15 protein-coding genes are annotated in these 16,514 nt (G+C 60.8%); 12 read left to right on the top strand and 3 right to left on the bottom strand.

Annotated elements, in window-relative coordinates; all coding sequences use genetic code 11:
• The first annotated feature begins 27 nt into the window (after window positions 1-27).
• Window positions 28-786 carry a phospholipid-binding lipoprotein MlaA gene (gene mlaA / locus ACSJLU_RS17515; RefSeq protein ID WP_025303725.1) on the top strand — a complete coding sequence of 253 codons (759 nt, stop codon included), beginning with the start codon at window positions 28-30 and terminating at the stop codon, window positions 784-786.
• A gap of 116 nt (window positions 787-902) precedes the next feature.
• On the opposite strand, the gene fadL is transcribed toward mlaA, so the two are convergent.
• Window positions 903-2,225, bottom strand: coding sequence for a long-chain fatty acid transporter FadL (gene fadL, locus ACSJLU_RS17510; RefSeq protein ID WP_004936243.1), 1,323 nt, complete (start codon window positions 2,223-2,225; stop codon window positions 903-905).
• Window positions 2,226-2,630: 405 nt separating this feature from the next.
• Between fadL and ACSJLU_RS17505 the strand changes: the two genes are divergently transcribed.
• The 4 genes from ACSJLU_RS17505 (at window position 2,631) to sixA (ending at window position 7,469) form a co-directional block, all read left to right on the top strand.
• A complete protein-coding gene (locus ACSJLU_RS17505; RefSeq protein WP_072145088.1) occupies window positions 2,631-2,927 on the top strand; it encodes a YfcZ/YiiS family protein in 297 nt (98 codons plus the stop codon).
• 195 nt (window positions 2,928-3,122) lie between these two features.
• Window positions 3,123-4,433 (top strand): acetyl-CoA C-acyltransferase FadI, encoded by a 1,311-nt coding sequence (fadI, locus tag ACSJLU_RS17500; protein ID WP_025303722.1) that lies wholly within the window; start codon window positions 3,123-3,125, stop codon window positions 4,431-4,433.
• Window positions 4,433-6,598 (top strand): fatty acid oxidation complex subunit alpha FadJ, encoded by a 2,166-nt coding sequence (gene fadJ / locus ACSJLU_RS17495; protein ID WP_325977559.1) that lies wholly within the window; start codon window positions 4,433-4,435, stop codon window positions 6,596-6,598. The genes fadI and fadJ overlap by 1 nt, the downstream gene beginning before the upstream one ends.
• A gap of 388 nt (window positions 6,599-6,986) precedes the next feature.
• Window positions 6,987-7,469, top strand: coding sequence for a phosphohistidine phosphatase SixA (sixA, locus tag ACSJLU_RS17490; protein WP_004936230.1), 483 nt, complete (start codon window positions 6,987-6,989; stop codon window positions 7,467-7,469).
• A 69-nt stretch (window positions 7,470-7,538) separates the two neighbouring features.
• Here the strand turns inward: sixA and smrB are convergent, their stop codons facing one another.
• Window positions 7,539-8,069, bottom strand: a complete 531-nt coding sequence (gene smrB, locus ACSJLU_RS17485; RefSeq protein WP_025303720.1) for an endonuclease SmrB — start codon at window positions 8,067-8,069, stop codon at window positions 7,539-7,541.
• A 170-nt stretch (window positions 8,070-8,239) separates the two neighbouring features.
• Here smrB and prmB point away from each other — a divergent pair, with 170 nt between their 5' ends.
• The 6 genes from prmB (at window position 8,240) to ACSJLU_RS17455 (ending at window position 12,918) form a co-directional block, all read left to right on the top strand.
• Window positions 8,240-9,172, top strand: coding sequence for a 50S ribosomal protein L3 N(5)-glutamine methyltransferase (gene prmB / locus ACSJLU_RS17480; RefSeq protein ID WP_025160157.1), 933 nt, complete (start codon window positions 8,240-8,242; stop codon window positions 9,170-9,172).
• Between the two features lie 65 nt (window positions 9,173-9,237).
• Entirely contained in the window at window positions 9,238-10,323 is a 1,086-nt protein-coding gene (gene aroC / locus ACSJLU_RS17475) for a chorismate synthase (RefSeq protein ID WP_033643909.1), read from the top strand.
• A gap of 5 nt (window positions 10,324-10,328) precedes the next feature.
• The gene (gene mepA, locus ACSJLU_RS17470; RefSeq protein ID WP_049207359.1) at window positions 10,329-11,156 is read left to right on the top strand and encodes a penicillin-insensitive murein endopeptidase; all 828 of its coding nucleotides are present in this window, start codon (window positions 10,329-10,331) and stop codon (window positions 11,154-11,156) included.
• A gap of 3 nt (window positions 11,157-11,159) precedes the next feature.
• Complete coding sequence (locus ACSJLU_RS17465) at window positions 11,160-11,966, top strand: sulfite exporter TauE/SafE family protein (RefSeq protein WP_025303718.1); 807 nt, start codon at window positions 11,160-11,162, stop codon at window positions 11,964-11,966.
• An 80-nt stretch (window positions 11,967-12,046) separates the two neighbouring features.
• Window positions 12,047-12,604: an elongation factor P hydroxylase gene (locus ACSJLU_RS17460; protein WP_043140178.1), complete on the top strand. Its 558-nt coding sequence runs from the start codon at window positions 12,047-12,049 to the stop codon at window positions 12,602-12,604.
• 32 nt (window positions 12,605-12,636) lie between these two features.
• Window positions 12,637-12,918, top strand: a complete 282-nt coding sequence (locus ACSJLU_RS17455) for a YfcL family protein (protein ID WP_016926855.1) — start codon at window positions 12,637-12,639, stop codon at window positions 12,916-12,918.
• Between the two features lie 41 nt (window positions 12,919-12,959).
• Here the strand turns inward: ACSJLU_RS17455 and mnmC are convergent, their stop codons facing one another.
• Window positions 12,960-14,981 carry a bifunctional tRNA (5-methylaminomethyl-2-thiouridine)(34)-methyltransferase MnmD/FAD-dependent 5-carboxymethylaminomethyl-2-thiouridine(34) oxidoreductase MnmC gene (gene mnmC, locus ACSJLU_RS17450; RefSeq protein WP_439041014.1) on the bottom strand — a complete coding sequence of 674 codons (2,022 nt, stop codon included), beginning with the start codon at window positions 14,979-14,981 and terminating at the stop codon, window positions 12,960-12,962.
• Between the two features lie 170 nt (window positions 14,982-15,151).
• Here mnmC and fabB point away from each other — a divergent pair, with 170 nt between their 5' ends.
• The gene (gene fabB / locus ACSJLU_RS17445; protein WP_016926857.1) at window positions 15,152-16,372 is read left to right on the top strand and encodes a beta-ketoacyl-ACP synthase I; all 1,221 of its coding nucleotides are present in this window, start codon (window positions 15,152-15,154) and stop codon (window positions 16,370-16,372) included.
• The last annotated feature ends 142 nt before the right edge of the window (window positions 16,373-16,514 follow it).

Genomic DNA, 16,514 nt, shown 5'->3' with positions numbered 1-16,514 from the left:
ACCGAACGTGTTTTTATGGAGAAAAATATGAACTTTCGCCTGACTGGGGTGGCATTCGCAGCGGCATTACTGGTGGGCTGTGCCAGCGCGCCAGACAATGAGCCGCAAGGGCGTTCTGATCCTCTGGAAGGATTTAACCGGACGATGTTCGACTTCAACTACAACGTCCTGGATCCTTATATCTTGCGTCCGGTCGCGGTGGCCTGGCGTGACTACGTGCCGATGCCGGCGCGTAACGGCATCAGCAACTTCACCTCCAACCTGGAAGAGCCGGCCAGCATGGTCAACGCCTTCCTGAAGGGCGATCCTTACCGCGGGATGATCCACTTCAACCGTTTCTTCCTGAACACCCTGCTCGGGATGGGCGGCCTGATCGATGTGGCCGGCATGGCCAACCCGAAACTGGCGCGCGAAGAGCCGAATCGCTTCGGCAGCACGTTGGGGCATTACGATGTGGGTTACGGCCCGTACGTGATGTTGCCGGGCTACGGCAGCTTCACGCTGCGTGACGAAGGTGGCGACTTTGCGGATACGCTGTATCCGATGCTGAGCTACCTGACCTTCTGGATGTCGGCGGGCAAATGGGTGGTCGAGGGTATCGAAACCCGCGCTCAACTGCTGGATTCCGACGGTCTGCTGCGCAATTCCTCCGATCCTTACATCATGGTGCGCGAAGCTTACTTCCAGCGCCACGATTTCATCGCCAACGGCGGTTCGCTCAAGCCGGAAGAGAACCCGAACGCCAAGGCGATTCAGGGCGAACTGGACGAGATCGACTCGCAGTAATCCCGGGCATTATGCCAATGAAAACCCGCCGTCAGGCGGGTTTTTTTATGCCCGCGCGAGCGACAGGCAAAGAAAAAGCGCCCCAGGGGGCGCTTTGGCATCCATCTCAAGTGAGATTAGAAGCGGTAGTTGAAGTTGGCGCCGTACAGCCAGGCCTTGCCTTCGGAGGTGAAGGTATAAGGACCTTCGTTGATGGTGACTTTCTGGCCGTGCATGTAGGACACGCCGACGTCGACCGAGGCGTCTTTGTTGAACGCATAGGTAGTACCGGCACTCAGCCAGAAACGGTCCTGATCGGGAATGGAGATCGAACGGTTTTGGGCAGGCACCGGGCTGTCATCGAAGGCGATACCGGTACGGAAGGTCCAGTTATCGTCGTAGAAGTAGGTGGTACCCAGCGCGATGCGGTAAGCGTCTTTGAAGCCTTCATGCTTCTGGAACAGGGTCTGGCCGTTGTTGCCGGTGGCTTTCAGCTCCTGGAACTGGCTCCAACTGGTGTAGGCCAGGCTGTAGTGGATGGCCCACTGCGGCGCCACTTTGTTATAGCCGGACAGTTCCCACATTTCCGGCAGGTGCAGGCTCAGAGAACCCGGAATGGTGGTGCCGTTGGTGCCCCACGGAAGACCTTGAGAGGCCAGCAACGGGTTGAAGGCTGAAGGCAGGCTGCTCTTGTAATCGCCGTCGAAGTCGATTTTCACTTCTGAGCGATAGGTGAAGCCGTAACGGTTGTTTTCATCCACTTCGTAGAGAATACCGGCGTTCCAGCCGAAGCCCCATTCGTCGCCTTTCAGATGAGAAATTTGGGTATCTGCCGGGATCTGCGAAACCGGGCCGGCCAACTGTGGCGGCAATTTGCCTGAACCGGCGATCAATTTTGGCAGATCGCCGGCGTAACGCTCGAGTTTAGCCTTGGCGTAGACGGCGTCAAAACCCAGACCGAAGCTGAAGTTTTTGTTCAGGCGATAAGCGCCGCTCAGGTTCAGGTTCAGGGTTTCCAGATCGGTTTTGCCGCCCATGGAACCCGCCGCGTAACCGTCGTTATATTCGGTCGCCAAACCGAAGTTGCTGGTGACCGAGCCGCCTACGGCGAATTGATCGTTAATTGGGTGAACATAATGCAGGTTCGGCACCCAGGCTGTCGGTGCGATGTTTTTCGCATCCAGGCTGGCGCCGGAAGGAGATCGGCCACTGATATCGACGTCCGGATCGATGAAGACTGCGCCGAAAGAAAGTTCCGGACGGGTATACATCATCAGCAATGCCGGGTTGCGGCTTGCGGAGGCCGCCGTATCCGCCATGGCGCCTTCGCCAGAATACGAACGTCCTAAACCAGCTGATGAGAACTCATTCAGCTGGAATCCTGCGGCAGACACGTTTGAAGAAATAATTGCCACTGCAGCTGCGAGAGCTGATTTAGTCAATAGGTTTTTCTGGCTCATGACCAAAACCTCATTATGTGTTTATTATTTAAACTATTGTTACACGAAGTAACAAGGAGCGCGGGATTGTAGGGTCCGTTATCGTTCAGACAAATCAGACCAGTGGCTGAAGTATAGGTCTGACCTGTGAAAATGTTGCAAGTTTGTTTTTGAAATATTTCCAACCTGATATCAAAAAAGAGATCTGCTTAACAAAAAGCCAGCGGTAAATAACAAAATTCTTACCATTCCTTAGCAGACGCTCATTTTTATTTGTGATTTCCATCACTTAAAACACCCAGTAAAAGTAAGTGCTAGTGATTGCCGGCGTGGAAGCGTAAAATACCCGCAGAATTTTGTGGCTTTGTGCCGGTGAGTGAAACGGCAATTTGGGCTGATAACAGAGGCCCTTGAGGAGAACCAATCATGTCAGATGCAATTAATAAATGCAGCGCCCAGGAAACCGCCGCGTGTTGCTGCGTGGATGTCGGCACCGTGATGGATAACACCGATTGCACCGCGTCCTACAGCCAGGTGTTCAGTAATCAACAAGATGCGGAAGCGATGCTGGCCGCCCTGAGCGAAAAGGCGCGCGCGGTCGAATCCGATCCTTGTGACATCAGCAGTAGCATTAAACCGGTTGACGGTGGCGTGCAGTTGGAGGCCGATTTCACCTTCGCCTGCCAGGCGGAAACCCTGATCTTCCAGCTCGGCCTGCGTTAATCCCCGCTTTACCCCCGGCGCCGCCTGCTGCGCGCCGGGGATTTCCTTCCCCGTGCCGCCCCGATAGAAAGTGCGCCTGCTCGCAGTTTTGATCTCTGCCGGTTTGCCAAATGTAACCGTTTGGTTAACAATGACCTCATCAGGTCAGACCTCTTTCTGCCCATTGCGCTGACGTTATTTTCTTCAGGAGCATTTATGAGTAAGGCACTGCCGTTGGTGACCCGTCATGGTGACCGCATTGCGATTGTGAATGGACTGCGTACCCCCTTTGCCAAACAGGCAACTGCCTATCACGGCATTCCGGCGGTGGATTTAGGGAAAACGGCGGTGAGCGAGCTGTTGGCGCGTAGCGGCATCGATCCGCAGCTGATCGAACAGCTGGTGTTCGGCCAGGTGGTGCAAATGCCCGAGGCGCCGAACATCGCGCGTGAAATCGTGCTCGGTACCGGTATGAGCGTTCATACCGACGCTTACAGCGTGTCGCGTGCCTGCGCCACCAGCTTCCAGGCGATCGCCAACGTGGCGGAGAGCATCATGGCCGGCAGCATCAGCGTCGGTATCGCCGGCGGGGCGGACTCTTCTTCCGTCTTGCCGATCGGCGTCAGCAAGGCGTTGGCGCGCACGCTGGTGGACGTCAACAAGGCGCGCACGCTGTCGCAGCGTCTCAAACTGTTCAGCCGGCTGAAATTCCGCGATCTGATGCCGGTGCCGCCGGCGGTGGCGGAGTATTCCACCGGTCTGCGCATGGGCGATACCGCTGAGCAAATGGCGAAAAGCCACGGCATCACCCGCGAAGCGCAGGATGCGCTGGCGCACCGTTCCCACGAACTGGCGGCCAGGGCCTGGCGTGAGGGGTGGCTGCGCGATGAGGTGATGACGGCCTACGTGCCGCCTTACCGCGCGCAGCTTTCTGAAGACAACAATATCCGCAAAGACTCCAGCCTGGCTTCCTACGCCAAGCTGAAACCGGCGTTCGATCGCAAACACGGCAGCGTCACTGCGGCCAACAGCACGCCGTTGACCGACGGCGCGGCGGCGGTACTGATGATGAGCGAATCGCGCGCCAAAGAGCTGGGGCTGCAGCCGCTCGGCTATCTACGCAGTTTCGCCTTTGCCGCCATCGACGTGTGGGAAGACATGCTGCTGGGGCCTTCCTACGCTACGCCGCTGGCGCTGGATCGCGCCGGCATCGGTCTGGCCGATCTGACACTCATCGACATGCATGAAGCCTTCGCTGCGCAAACGCTGGCCAACCTGAAGATGTTTGCCAGCGAAGCGTTCGCCCGCGAGAAGCTTGGCCGCAGCCAGGCGATCGGTGAGGTGGACATGGACAAATTCAACGTCTTGGGCGGTTCCATCGCCTATGGCCACCCATTCGCCGCCACCGGCGCGCGCATGATCACCCAGACGTTGCGCGAGCTGAAACGCCGCGGCGGCGGGCTGGGCCTGACCACCGCCTGCGCCGCCGGCGGGTTAGGGGCCGCGATGATCGTGGAGGTGGAATGATGAGTGCCGAAAACGCATTGCACGAACAGCGGGCCAAACCGTCGGCCTTTCAGCTGACGATTCGCCCCGACAACATCGGCGTGATCACCATCGACGTGCCGGGCGATAAGGTCAATACGCTCAAGGCCGAGTTCGTCGAACAGGTGAACGACGTGCTGATCCGGGCGCAGCAGCATACCGCGCTGGAAGGATTGGTGATCGTTTCCGGCAAGCCGGACTCGTTTATCGCCGGCGCCGACATCACCATGATTGCCGCCTGCACCAGCGTCAAAGAGGCGGAAACGCTGGCCAAGAAAGGGCAGAGCACGCTAGCGCAGATCGCCGCCTTCCCGGTGCCGGTGGTGGCCGCCATTCATGGCGCCTGCCTGGGCGGCGGCCTGGAATTGGCGCTGGCCTGCCACGGCCGCGTCTGTTCGTTGGATGACAAAACCGCGCTCGGTCTGCCGGAAGTGCAGCTGGGCCTGCTGCCGGGCTCCGGCGGCACTCAGCGCCTGCCGCGCTTGGTTGGCGCCGCCAAGGCGCTGGACATGATCCTGACCGGCAAGCACATTCGCGCCCGCCAGGCGCTGCGCATGGGGCTGGTGGACGACGCCGTGCCGCAGTCGATCCTGTTGCAGACCGCCATCGAGCGGGTGAAACAGGGCTGGAAGCATCAGCGCGAGCTGCCGTGGCAGGATCGCCTGCTCAATGGCCCGCTGGGCAGAAATCTGCTGTTCAGCATTGTGCGCAAAAAAACGTTGGCGAAAACCCACGGCAACTACCCGGCGGCGGAACGCATCATTCAGGTAGTGCGCACCGGGCTGGATCACGGCAGCGCCAGCGGCTATGAAGCCGAAGCGCGCGCCTTTGGCGAACTGGCGATGACGCCGCAGTCGGCGGCGCTGCGCAGCCTGTTCTTCGCCTCCACTGCGCTGAAAAAAGAGCGGGGCGGCAATGCCAAGCCGCATGCCCTGCATCGCGTCGGCATTCTCGGCGGCGGCCTGATGGGCGGCGGCATCGCCTGCGTCACCGCCACGCGCGGCGGTTTGCCGGTTCGTATCAAAGACATTAATGAAACCGGCATCAATCACGCGCTGAAATACAGCTGGGACGTGCTTGGCAAACGGGTACGCAGCAAGCGCATGCGCCCGGCGGAACGGCAAAAACAGATGATGCTGATCTCCGGCTCTACCGATTACACCGGCTTTGAGCAGGTGGATATCGTGGTCGAGGCGGTGTTTGAGGATCTGGCGCTAAAGCAGAAGATGGTGGCCGAGGTCGAAGCGAACTGTGCGCCGCATACCGTGTTTGCCTCCAATACTTCCTCGTTGCCTATCGGCCACATCGCCGAAAAAGCCCAGCGGCCGCAGCAGGTGATCGGTCTGCACTACTTTAGCCCGGTGGACAAAATGCCGCTGGTGGAAGTGATCCCGCACGCCGGCACCAGCGAAGAGACTATCGCGACCACCGTGGCGCTGGCGCACAAGCAGGGCAAGACCGCTATCGTGGTGGGCGACAGCGCGGGTTTTTATGTCAACCGCATCCTGGCGCCGTACATCAACGAAGCGGCCCGTTGCCTGCTGGAAGGCGAGCCGATGGAGTCGCTGGACAAGGCGCTGGTGGACTTCGGTTTCCCGGTCGGCCCGATCACCCTGTTGGACGAAGTGGGCATCGACGTCGGCACCAAGATCATTCCGGTGCTGGTCGAGGCGCTGGGGCCGCGCTTCGCCGCGCCGGCTGCGTTCGATGCGGTGCTGAAGGACGGGCGTAAAGGGCGCAAGAACGGCCGCGGCTTCTATCTTTACCCGAGCGAAGGGCAGCAGCGGCAGCGGCGTAAACGTGCGGATACCTCATTGTATACGTTGCTCGGCGTCACGCCGAAGGCGCACATGCTGCCGGCGACCGTCGCCCAGCGCTGCGTGATGATGATGCTGAACGAAGCGGCGCGCTGCCTGGATGAAGGCGTGATCCGCAGCGCGCGCGACGGCGACATCGGCGCGGTGTTCGGCATCGGCTTCCCGCCGTTCCTCGGCGGCCCGTTCCGCTATATGGACGAGCTCGGCGCCGAAAAAGTGGTGAAAACGTTGGAATACCTGCGCCAGCAGCACGGCGAGCACTTCGCGCCGTGCGAACGCTTGCAGCGCATGGCGCAGCAGGGCGAGCGTTTTTACCCGCTGGGGAGCTGAACGCAGGGCGGCCCGATTTGCACTATAGTTGCAACAGGGCCGCGTTGTGATCGCCATCACTCCTTGTAACAGCGTCAGCCGGTGAGGCTGTACAGCAAGGCGTAGGCAGCGGTAAGTTAGCTTGACCGCCATCAATAAATCTCATGGCGGTAAGGTTAAAATTTAACCCGTTGAATTGATTGTTCTGTGAGCAATCGAGGTTTGCCAAGGGAGGGTTGCTGTAAAAAACAGCATTTTCTTTAGGCAAACTTTCAGGCAAAATGCCCGGCCGCCATAAAGAGACGGCGCGTTATCGTTTTAAAGCTTTGGCTTTGGGTTGTAAAACTCGGCGGTACAGCACGCACGGCGTTTCTGTATAGCGTTACTTTGTCAACAACAGCGGTGCAATATGCAAGTTTTGATTATGCGTCACGGAGAGGCGGCGCTCGAGGCAGCCAGCGATGCGGTAAGGCCCCTTACCCTGTGCGGCCGCGACGAGTCCCGTCAGATGGCGGCCTGGTTGAACACCAAGTCTGTGGATATTGAACGCGTGCTGGTCAGCCCCTATCTGCGGGCCGAACAGACGCTGGCGACGGTGCGTGAAGCCTTGACGCTGCCGGAGGGCGAAGAAGTGCTGCCCGAGCTGACGCCGGGCGGCAACGCCGAACAGGTCGGCAGCTATCTGCAGGCGCTGGCGATGCAAGGGGTGAGCTCGGTGCTGATCGTGTCGCACCTGCCGCTGGTGGGCTACCTGGTGGCTGAACTGTGCCCGGGCGAGTGCCCGCCGATGTTCGCGACCTCGGCGATCGCTAACGTCGATCTGCCGGCGGACGGCAGCTACGGCAAATTTGAATGGCAGGTCAGCCCGTCGCAGGTGATGGCCAAAGTGTGAGCCGCGGATGCGGTGCGGAATAAACTCAGGGCGATGTCTGACATCGCCCTGAGTCGTTTCTGCGGGGGGCTATTCTGCCAGCTCCACCAACAGCAGGACGGCGGCGTTGCCGCCCCATTCCTTCGGCGCCTGATGGAACGCCAGCACGTCGGGATGCTGCGCAAGCCACAGCGGCGTTTGCTGTTTGAGAATGTGTTTGCCGTGCCCGTGCATCACGCAGGCGCAGTGCACGTGCTCGCGTTTGCAGGCGGCGATCAACGCCCCCAGCTCCTGCTTGGCCTGCAGCTGGGTCAGGCCGTGCAAATCGAGAAACAGCTCCGGCGAATAATCGCCGCGTCGCAGCTTCTTCAGCTCATACGGGCTGCTGCCGGGGCGCACGTAGCGCGTCGGGCCTTCCTCTTCCAGCTGCGGCTGATATTCATCTGAAAAATAATAGCTGGCATCGACCTGCTCCTGCAGCAGCCGCTGCGGCGCAACCTGTTTGACCTTGAGCTTCGGCGGGCGGTGGACGATAGTGTCCTGGCGCAGCTTTTTTGCGCCCGCCACCGACTCTCTGAAGAGCTGTTGTTCGTCTTTGCTCAGAGGGGGCTTGTTCTTCATGCTTCATTCACCGGAAATCGTTTATTTCGCTAGTTTACCTTGTGAATGAGCGCTGTCGACGCAAAACTCGGGCCAGAGTGAAAAGCGCGAGGGGCGCGCGTGATTTGTCGCGGGCTTCATGGCAAACTATGCGGCTAAATCATGAAACACAGCGCCTGCCGGAGGGCAAATTGGACAAAATTTTCGTCGACGAAGCAGTGAACGAACTGCACACCATTCAAGATATGCTGCGCTGGACGGTAAGCCGCTTCAACGCCGCCAATATCTATTATGGTCACGGAACCGACAATCCGTGGGACGAAGCGGTGCAATTGGTGCTGCCAAGCCTGTTCCTGCCGTTGGACATTCCTGAGGACATGCACACCGCCCGTCTGACCTCCAGCGAGCGCCATCGCATCGTTGAGCGCGTGATCCGCCGCGTCAACGAACGCATCCCGGTCGCTTACCTGACCAACAAGGCCTGGTTCTGCGGCATGGAATTCTACGTCGACGAACGCGTGTTGGTGCCGCGCTCGCCGATCGGTGAGCTGATCAACGATCGTTTCAGCGCGCTGATCCCGCACCCGCCACGCCATATTCTCGACATGTGCACCGGCAGCGGCTGCATCGCCATCGCCTGTGGCTACGCTTTCCCGGAAGCGGAAGTGGACGCGGTGGACATCTCCAGCGAAGTGCTGGCGGTGACCGAGCGCAATATTCAGGCGCACGGCGTCGAACATCAGGTGATCCCGATCCGTTCCGATCTGTTCCGCGACGTTCCCGCGATCCAGTACGATCTGATCGTCACCAACCCGCCGTACGTCGATGCGGAAGACATGTCCGATCTGCCGCAGGAGTTCCGCTTTGAGCCGGAACTGGGCCTGGCGGCGGGCAGCGACGGCCTGAAGCTGGTGCGCCGCATCCTGGCCTGCGCGCCGGACTACCTGACCGACGACGGCGTGCTGATTTGTGAAGTGGGCAACAGCATGGTACATCTGATGGAACAATATCCGGACATCCCGTTCACCTGGCTGGAATTCGAAAATGGCGGCGACGGCGTGTTCATGCTGACCAAACAGCAGCTGGTGGATTGCAAGGATCACTTCAGCCTCTATCGCAGCTAAACCGCATTTCCAGGGCCCGCACGGCGGGCCTCATAACGATAAAAGACTAACGGTAAGGAGCCGTGATGGCAGGAAACAGTATTGGGCAGATTTTCCGCGTCACCACCTTCGGTGAATCTCACGGGGTGGCGCTGGGTTGTATCGTCGATGGCGTACCGCCCGGCATTCCGCTCACCGAAGCCGATTTGCAACACGATCTGGATCGTCGTCGTCCGGGCACCTCGCGTTACACTACCCAGCGTCGCGAACCGGATCAGGTGCGCATTCTCTCCGGCGTATTCGAAGGCGTGACCACCGGCACCAGCATCGGTCTGATCATTGAAAACACCGATCAGCGCTCGCAAGACTACAGCGCCATCAAAGACGTGTTCCGTCCGGGGCATGCCGACTACACCTACGAACAGAAATACGGTCTGCGCGACTATCGCGGCGGTGGCCGCTCTTCGGCGCGCGAAACCGCCATGCGCGTTGCGGCGGGCGCCATCGCCAAGAAATACCTGCAGCAGAAGTTCGGCGTGCAGGTGCGCGGCTATCTGGCGCAGATCGGCGATGTGACCTGTGAGCTGAAAGACTGGGATCAGGTCGAACAGAACCCGTTCTTCTGCCCGGATCCGGACAAGCTGGAAGCGCTGGACGAACTGATGCGCGCGCTGAAAAAAGAGGGTGACTCCATCGGCGCCAAGGTCAGCGTGATTGCGGAAAACGTGCCGGTTGGCCTGGGCGAGCCGGTGTTTGATCGCCTCGACGCCGATCTGGCGCACGCGCTGATGAGCATCAACGCGGTGAAAGGCGTGGAGATCGGCGACGGATTCGCCGTGGTGACCAAACGCGGCAGCGAAAACCGCGATGAAATCACCCCGGAAGGCTTCCAAAGCAACCATGCCGGCGGCATTCTCGGCGGCATCAGCAGCGGCCAACCGGTGATCGCGCATCTGGCGCTGAAGCCAACCTCCAGCATCATGGTGCCGGGCCGCACCATCAATCGCCACGGGGAAGCGGTGGAAATGGTGACCCGCGGTCGCCACGATCCGTGCGTGGGCATCCGCGCCGTACCGATCGCCGAAGCGATGATGGCGATCGTGTTGATGGATCACCTGCTGCGCCAGCGTGCGCAAAACGGTGATGTGGTTTCCGACGTGCCTCGCTGGTAATCGCCATGAAAAACTGGATGTTGGGCCTGGTGGCCCTGACGGCCTCCGCTTCCGCCATGGCGCTGACGCCGTGGCAGAAAATCGACCATCCGGTGGCCGGCGCGCCGCAGGCGGTGGGCGGTTTCGCCAACGGCTGCATCATCGGCGCGCAGCCGTTGCCGCTGAATTCACCGGACTATCAGGTGATGCGTACCGACCAGCGCCGCTATTTCGGCCATCCGGATCTGCTGGCGTTCATACAGCGCCTCAGCAGCCAAGCGAACCAGAAAGCGCTGGGCACGGTGCTGATCGGCGACATGGCGATGCCGGCCGGTGGGCGCTTCAGCAGCGGCCACGCCAGCCACCAGTCTGGGCTCGACGTCGACATCTGGCTGCAGCTGCCGCGCCAACGCTGGAGCGCGCAGCAATTGCTCAAGCCGCAGCCGATCGACCTGGTGTCAGGGGATGGCAAGCAGGTGGTGGCGAGCCAATGGCAGCCGCAAATTGAGTCGCTGATCAAACTGGCGGCGCAGGACGCGGACGTGACGCGCATCTTCGTCAACCCGGCGATCAAGCAGCGTCTGTGCCTGGACGCCGGCGCCGATCGCGCCTGGCTGCACAAGGTGCGGCCGTGGTTCGGCCACCGTGCGCACATGCACGTGCGTCTGCGTTGTCCGGCCGGCAGCCTGGAGTGCCAGGAGCAGGATACGCCGCCGCCGGGCGACGGCTGCGGCGCCGAACTGGCGAGCTGGTTCGTGCCGCATCAGCCGAACGCGAAGCCGGGCAAACCCGTGCCGCCGCCGTTACCGCCGACCTGTCAGGCATTGCTGGATCACCATTTCTCAGCGGAATAACACATGGACTGGTTCGTCATTGGCCCCGAGATGCTCGGGGTGTTGTTTGCGGTAGCGCTGTTGGCGGGGTTTATCGACTCCATCGCCGGCGGCGGCGGATTACTGACGGTGCCGGCCCTGCTGGCGGTGGGGGTTCCTCCGGCGCAGGCGCTGGCGACCAATAAGTTGCAGTCGGTCGGCGGCTCCTTCTCCGCCAGTCTGTACTTCATTCGTCGGCGAGCGGTGAATCTCAACGACCAGAAGCTGACGATTTTTCTGACGCTGATCGGCTCGATCGCCGGCGCCATTTTGGTGCAGCATATGCGCGCCGATTTGCTGCGGCAGATGTTGCCGCTGCTGGTGATCGGCATCGGTCTCTATTTCTTGTTGATGCCGCGACTGGGTGAGGAAGATCGTCAACGCCGTCTCGGGGCCTTGCCGTTCGGGCTGGTGGCCGGCGGTTGCGTCGGGTTTTACGACGGTTTCTTCGGCCCCGGCGCCGGGTCATTCTACGCGCTGGCCTACGTGACGCTGTGCGGTTTCAACCTCGCCAAGTCCACGGCGCACGCCAAGGTGCTGAACTTTACCTCCAACGTCGGCGGGCTGGCGCTGTTCATCATCGGCGGCAAGGTGGTGTGGAGCATTGGTCTGGTGATGTTGGTGGGGCAGGTGCTGGGGGCGCGTTTGGGCGCGCACATGGTGCTGACCCGCGGCCAGAAATTGATTCGGCCGATGATCGTGATCGTCTCGCTGGTGATGAGCCTCAAGCTGCTGTACGACAATCACGGCGCGGAAATTCAGCAGTGGTTGACCGCCTTGGTGCACGGTTAAAGATGAAGAGGGGGCGTTGCTTACGCGCCCTGTCTTATCAGGTATAATGGCCTCTTTATTTTTGTGGTTATAGAGTTTTTATGTCAGACATGCAGACCCGCCATCACTATGAGCAGTTGATCGAGATCTTCAATCGGTGCTTCAGCGATGACTACAACACCCGCCTGGTGAAGGGCGACGACGAACCTATCTACCTGCCGGCCGACGACGAATTGCCGTATCACCGCATCGTGTTCGCCCACGGCTTCTACGCCAGCGGCCTGCATGAAATCTCGCACTGGTGCATCGCCGGTGAAGCGCGCCGCCAACTGGTGGACTTCGGTTACTGGTATTGCCCGGACGGGCGCGACGCGCAAACCCAGAGTGAATTCGAAGCGGTGGAGATCAAACCGCAGGCGCTGGAATGGATGTTCTGCGTGGCGGCCGGTTTCCCGTTCAACGTCAGCTGCGACAACCTGAACGGCGACTGCGAGCCGGATCGCATCGCGTTCCAGCGCAAGGTGCGCGCCCGGGTATTGATGCTACTGGAGCAGGGAATACCCACACGGCCTGCGCGCTTTATTCAGGCGTTGCAATCGTTCTACAATACGCCACCGCTGGCGGCCGAGCATTTTCCGTATCCGGAAGATCTCAACTGACGCCACAGCCCGTTATTTAATGAGGAAATTTGATGATCGCAGAATTTGAAGCGCGCATTTTGGCGCTGATTGATGACATGGTAGAGCACGCCAGCGATGATGAACTGTTTGCCGGTGGCTACCTGCGCGGTCATCTGACGCTGGCGGTGGCCGAAGCGGAAGAACAGGGCGAGCATACTGCCGAAGCGCTGAAAGCGCGGGTGGAAGAGAGCCTGCACAAGGCGATCGCCGCTGGGGAACTCTCGCCGCCGGATCAGATTTTGGTGCGCGGCATGTGGGAAAACCTCTATCAGGCTGCCACCCCTGCCGCCTGACCGCCATGCCGGGGCGCGTCGCCGCGCCCCTCATCCATGAATTAAACCGCACGTCCTTTCAGTAACTTTCGCACCCACATTCGATTCGGATTCAACGCCGCCAGCAGGCGCGCGTCGCCCGGTAACGGTTCGCCGAACAGCTGCGCCGCCAGAATTTCCGCCGCCAGCGGCGCCGAACACAGCCCGCGCGATCCCAACCCACCGATAGCGAACAGGCCGGGATAGACCGGCGCATCGGCGACGGTTTCGCCGCGCTGGTTCTGCCGCTGCAAATCCTGATACTGCGTCAACGTGGCCTGATAGTCCGGCAGCGCGCCGACCATCGGCAAATGATCGCGGGTGGCGCTGCGCACGCCGCAGCGCGCCTGATGAGCGCTGACGTCCACCTGCTGCGGCCAGGCCTGCTCCGGCAGGCAGCGCAGCAGGCGTTCACGGTTTTCCTGTTGCTCCTGCTCGCGGTAGTCGGTGGTGATGTCGCCGCGCTGGTAGCTGGCGCCAATGCAGTGGTGGCCGTTGTTGGCATTAACCGGCGTCAGGTAGCCGTCGTAACACAAGACCTGTTTCAATTGACCGAGGGCCGGCGAGCTTGGGATATGCGACACCTGTCCGCGTACCGAATACAGCGGCAGGGCTTCCGTCGGCGCCAGTTCGGCCAGCCGATGGCCATTGGCCAGGATCACCGTCGCATGGCTGCGGCTTTCGCCGTGGGCGAAGTCGATGCGCCAGCCGTTTTCTTCCTGCGTAAGCCTCTGTGCATCGTGCCGGTAGTGGCAGACCAAGCCCTGGCGCTGCGCCAGCGCGAGAACGCCGCGCGTCAGCTCGGCCGGACAGAGCCAACCGCCTTGGGGGTAGGTGATGCCGCCAAAGCCGGTATCGACGCCGCACAGTCCGCTGAGCGTCTCGCGGTCGGCCGCCATCGCCAAGGCCTGCGGCCAGTCGGTTTTCAGCATATTGGCGATCTTGGCGCCGCTCTTGTCGTCATAGGCCAACTGGCTGACGCCGCACCACTGATGATCAAAGGCGACGCCTTGTTGCAACAGCGCGTCGTACTGGCGGCGGGCGAAGGGAAACGCGGCGCTGAAGAAGCTCTCCAGCGCGTCGCCGCTGCCGTTCAGCAACGGATAAATCGCCCCCTGGCGATTGCCGGATGCCCCCTCCGCCGCCTGCTCATCGGCGCAGTACAGCGTGACGGTGGCACCGCGCCGCAGCAAGGCCAGCGCGGTGAGCGCGCTGGCGACGCCGCCGCCGATCAGGGCGATGTCGGCGGTGTTGTCCGCCGCCGGGCGCCGATACCAGGGCGCCGGATGTACGGCGGGCTGCGCATCGGCCGGGAGCTCGCCGGCGAGCATCTCACGCTTTTGGCCGAAGCCTTTGCAGCGGTTGACCTGAAAACCGGCCTGTTGCAAGCCACGGCGCACAAAGCCGGCGGCGGTAAAGGTGGCGAAGCTGCCTCCCGGCCGGGCGAAACGCGCCATGGCGGCGAACAGTTGATCGGTCCACATGTCGGGATTTTTTGCCGGCGCGAAACCGTCGAGGAACCAGGCATCCACCTGGTTATTCATGCTGGCGTCAAACTGCGGCAGCAGGTCGTTGACGTCGCCGAACCACAGATCGAGCGTAATGCGGCCTTCGGCCAGCAACAGACGATGGCAGCCCGGTAGCGGCAGCGGCCATTGGGCGCGCAGCTCGTCGGCATAAGGCGCCAGCTCCGGCCAGCGCGCATGCGCCGCCGCCAGGTCAGCCTGCTGCAGGGGGAATTTTTCGAAGCTGATAAAGTGCAGGCGTTGCAGCGCGGCGTCCGGCTCGGCCTGGCGGAAGCCGGCGAAGGCCTGCCACAGCGTGAGGAAATTGAGCCCGGTGCCGAACCCGGTTTCCGCCACCACCAACAACGGACGCGGGTGGGTGGCGAAACGTTGCGGCAGCCGATTGCCGTACAGGAAGACGTAGCGGGTTTCTTCCAGCCCATCCTGATTGGAAAAATAGACGTCATCAAACTGTTTCGAAACAGGTGTACCCTGTTCGTTCCAGGTTAGCGTTGCGGTTTGGATGGGGGCGTGATTCACGGTCAATGGCTCGAAATTCAAGGGATGCCGCGAATTCTAACGGCGCTGGCGCCCCGGCGCAAACTGGACAACAATAAAGCTGAAAAACGCTGATCGGACTTGTTCGGCTTACATCTGTACGCTAAAGTGCGATGCAAAATCCCGTAGGTAAATAGTGGAAGAGGTATTGAATGAAACGTGCAGTGATTACTGGCCTGGGAGTTGTCTCCAGCATTGGTAATAACCAGCAGGAGGTCCTGGCAAGCCTGCAGGAAGGACGTTCTGGGATCACTTTCTCCCAGGAGCTGAAAGATTCCGGCATGCGTAGTCACGTATGGGGGCAAGTTAAGCTCGACACGACCGGCCTGATCGACCGCAAGGCAGTGCGTTTCATGAGCGATGCTTCCATTTATGCCTTCCTGGCGATGCAAGAAGCGATCGCGTCTTCCGGCCTGAAGGAAGAAGAGTATCAAAACAACCCGCGCGTAGGCCTTATTGCCGGTTCCGGCGGCGGTTCTCCGCGCTTCCAGGTGTTCGGCGCCGATGCGATGCGCAGCCCGCGCGGCCTGAAAGCGGTTGGCCCGTACGTGGTGACCAAAGCCATGGCTTCCGGCGTTTCCGCCTGTCTGGCAACGCCGTTCAAAATCCACGGCGTGAACTACTCCATCAGCTCCGCTTGCGCGACCTCCGCGCACTGCATCGGCAACGCGGTTGAGCAAATTCAGTTGGGCAAACAGGACATCGTGTTCGCCGGCGGCGGTGAAGAGCTGTGCTGGGAAATGGCCTGCGAGTTCGACGCGATGGGCGCGCTGTCCACCAAGTACAACGACACGCCGGAAAAAGCCTCCCGCACCTACGACGCCGATCGTGACGGTTTCGTCATCGCCGGCGGCGGCGGCATGGTGGTGGTTGAAGAACTGGAGCACGCGCTGGCGCGCGGCGCGCACATCTACGCAGAAATCGTTGGCTACGGCGCGACTTCCGACGGCGCCGACATGGTTGCCCCTTCGGGCGAAGGCGCAGTGCGCTGCATGAAGATGGCGATGCAGGATCTGGATGCGCCGATCGACTACATCAACGTGCACGGCACCTCTACGCCGGTAGGCGACGTGAAAGAGCTGGGCGCTATTCGTGAAGTGTTCGGTGACAATACCCCGGCCATCTCCTCCACCAAGGCGATGACCGGTCACTCGCTGGGCGCCGCGGGCGTGCAGGAAGCGATTTACAGCCTGCTGATGCTGGAGCACGGCTTTATCGCGCCGAGCATTAACATCGAAACCCTGGATGAGCAGGCGGCCGGCATGAACATCGTGACCCAGCCGACTCAGCGCGAGCTGACCACCGTGATGTCCAACAGCTTCGGTTTCGGCGGCACCAACGCCACCCTGGTGATGCGCAAACTGGCGAAATAATTCCGCCGGAGCGTCACTTCGCTATCAAGCCCGCGTTTTCGCGGGCTTTTTACTGCCCAAAGCCCGCCGGGCGATCGCTCGGAGTTTTCCCAAATCACATCCCCTGACACATCATTACCTCGCCATTACACGCGTTGGGCAT

This window comes from Serratia bockelmannii (genome assembly GCF_051803255.1).
GTDB lineage: Bacteria > Pseudomonadota > Gammaproteobacteria > Enterobacterales > Enterobacteriaceae > Serratia > Serratia bockelmannii.
The sequence above is the reverse complement of the archived record's forward strand: the minus strand, read 5'-3'. Positions and strand labels throughout refer to the sequence as shown.

Bases quoted from the DNA above. Each gene is read 5' to 3' on its own strand.
- ACSJLU_RS17465 (WP_025303718.1), top strand. From the start codon at position 11,160: ATGGACTGGTTCGTCATTGGCCCCGAGATGCTCGGGGTGTTGTTTGCG.
- fabB (WP_016926857.1), top strand. From the start codon at position 15,152: ATGAAACGTGCAGTGATTACTGGCCTGGGAGTTGTCTCCAGCATTGGT.
- sixA (WP_004936230.1), top strand. From the start codon at position 6,987: ATGCAAGTTTTGATTATGCGTCACGGAGAGGCGGCGCTCGAGGCAGCC.
- smrB (WP_025303720.1), bottom strand. From the start codon at position 8,069: ATGAAGAACAAGCCCCCTCTGAGCAAAGACGAACAACAGCTCTTCAGA.
- ACSJLU_RS17460 (WP_043140178.1), top strand. From the start codon at position 12,047: ATGTCAGACATGCAGACCCGCCATCACTATGAGCAGTTGATCGAGATC.
- aroC (WP_033643909.1), top strand. From the start codon at position 9,238: ATGGCAGGAAACAGTATTGGGCAGATTTTCCGCGTCACCACCTTCGGT.
- fadI (WP_025303722.1), top strand. From the start codon at position 3,123: ATGAGTAAGGCACTGCCGTTGGTGACCCGTCATGGTGACCGCATTGCG.
- mlaA (WP_025303725.1), top strand. From the start codon at position 28: ATGAACTTTCGCCTGACTGGGGTGGCATTCGCAGCGGCATTACTGGTG.
- mepA (WP_049207359.1), top strand. From the start codon at position 10,329: ATGAAAAACTGGATGTTGGGCCTGGTGGCCCTGACGGCCTCCGCTTCC.
- fadJ (WP_325977559.1), top strand. From the start codon at position 4,433: ATGAGTGCCGAAAACGCATTGCACGAACAGCGGGCCAAACCGTCGGCC.
- ACSJLU_RS17505 (WP_072145088.1), top strand. From the start codon at position 2,631: ATGTCAGATGCAATTAATAAATGCAGCGCCCAGGAAACCGCCGCGTGT.
- ACSJLU_RS17455 (WP_016926855.1), top strand. From the start codon at position 12,637: ATGATCGCAGAATTTGAAGCGCGCATTTTGGCGCTGATTGATGACATG.
- fadL (WP_004936243.1), bottom strand. From the start codon at position 2,225: ATGAGCCAGAAAAACCTATTGACTAAATCAGCTCTCGCAGCTGCAGTG.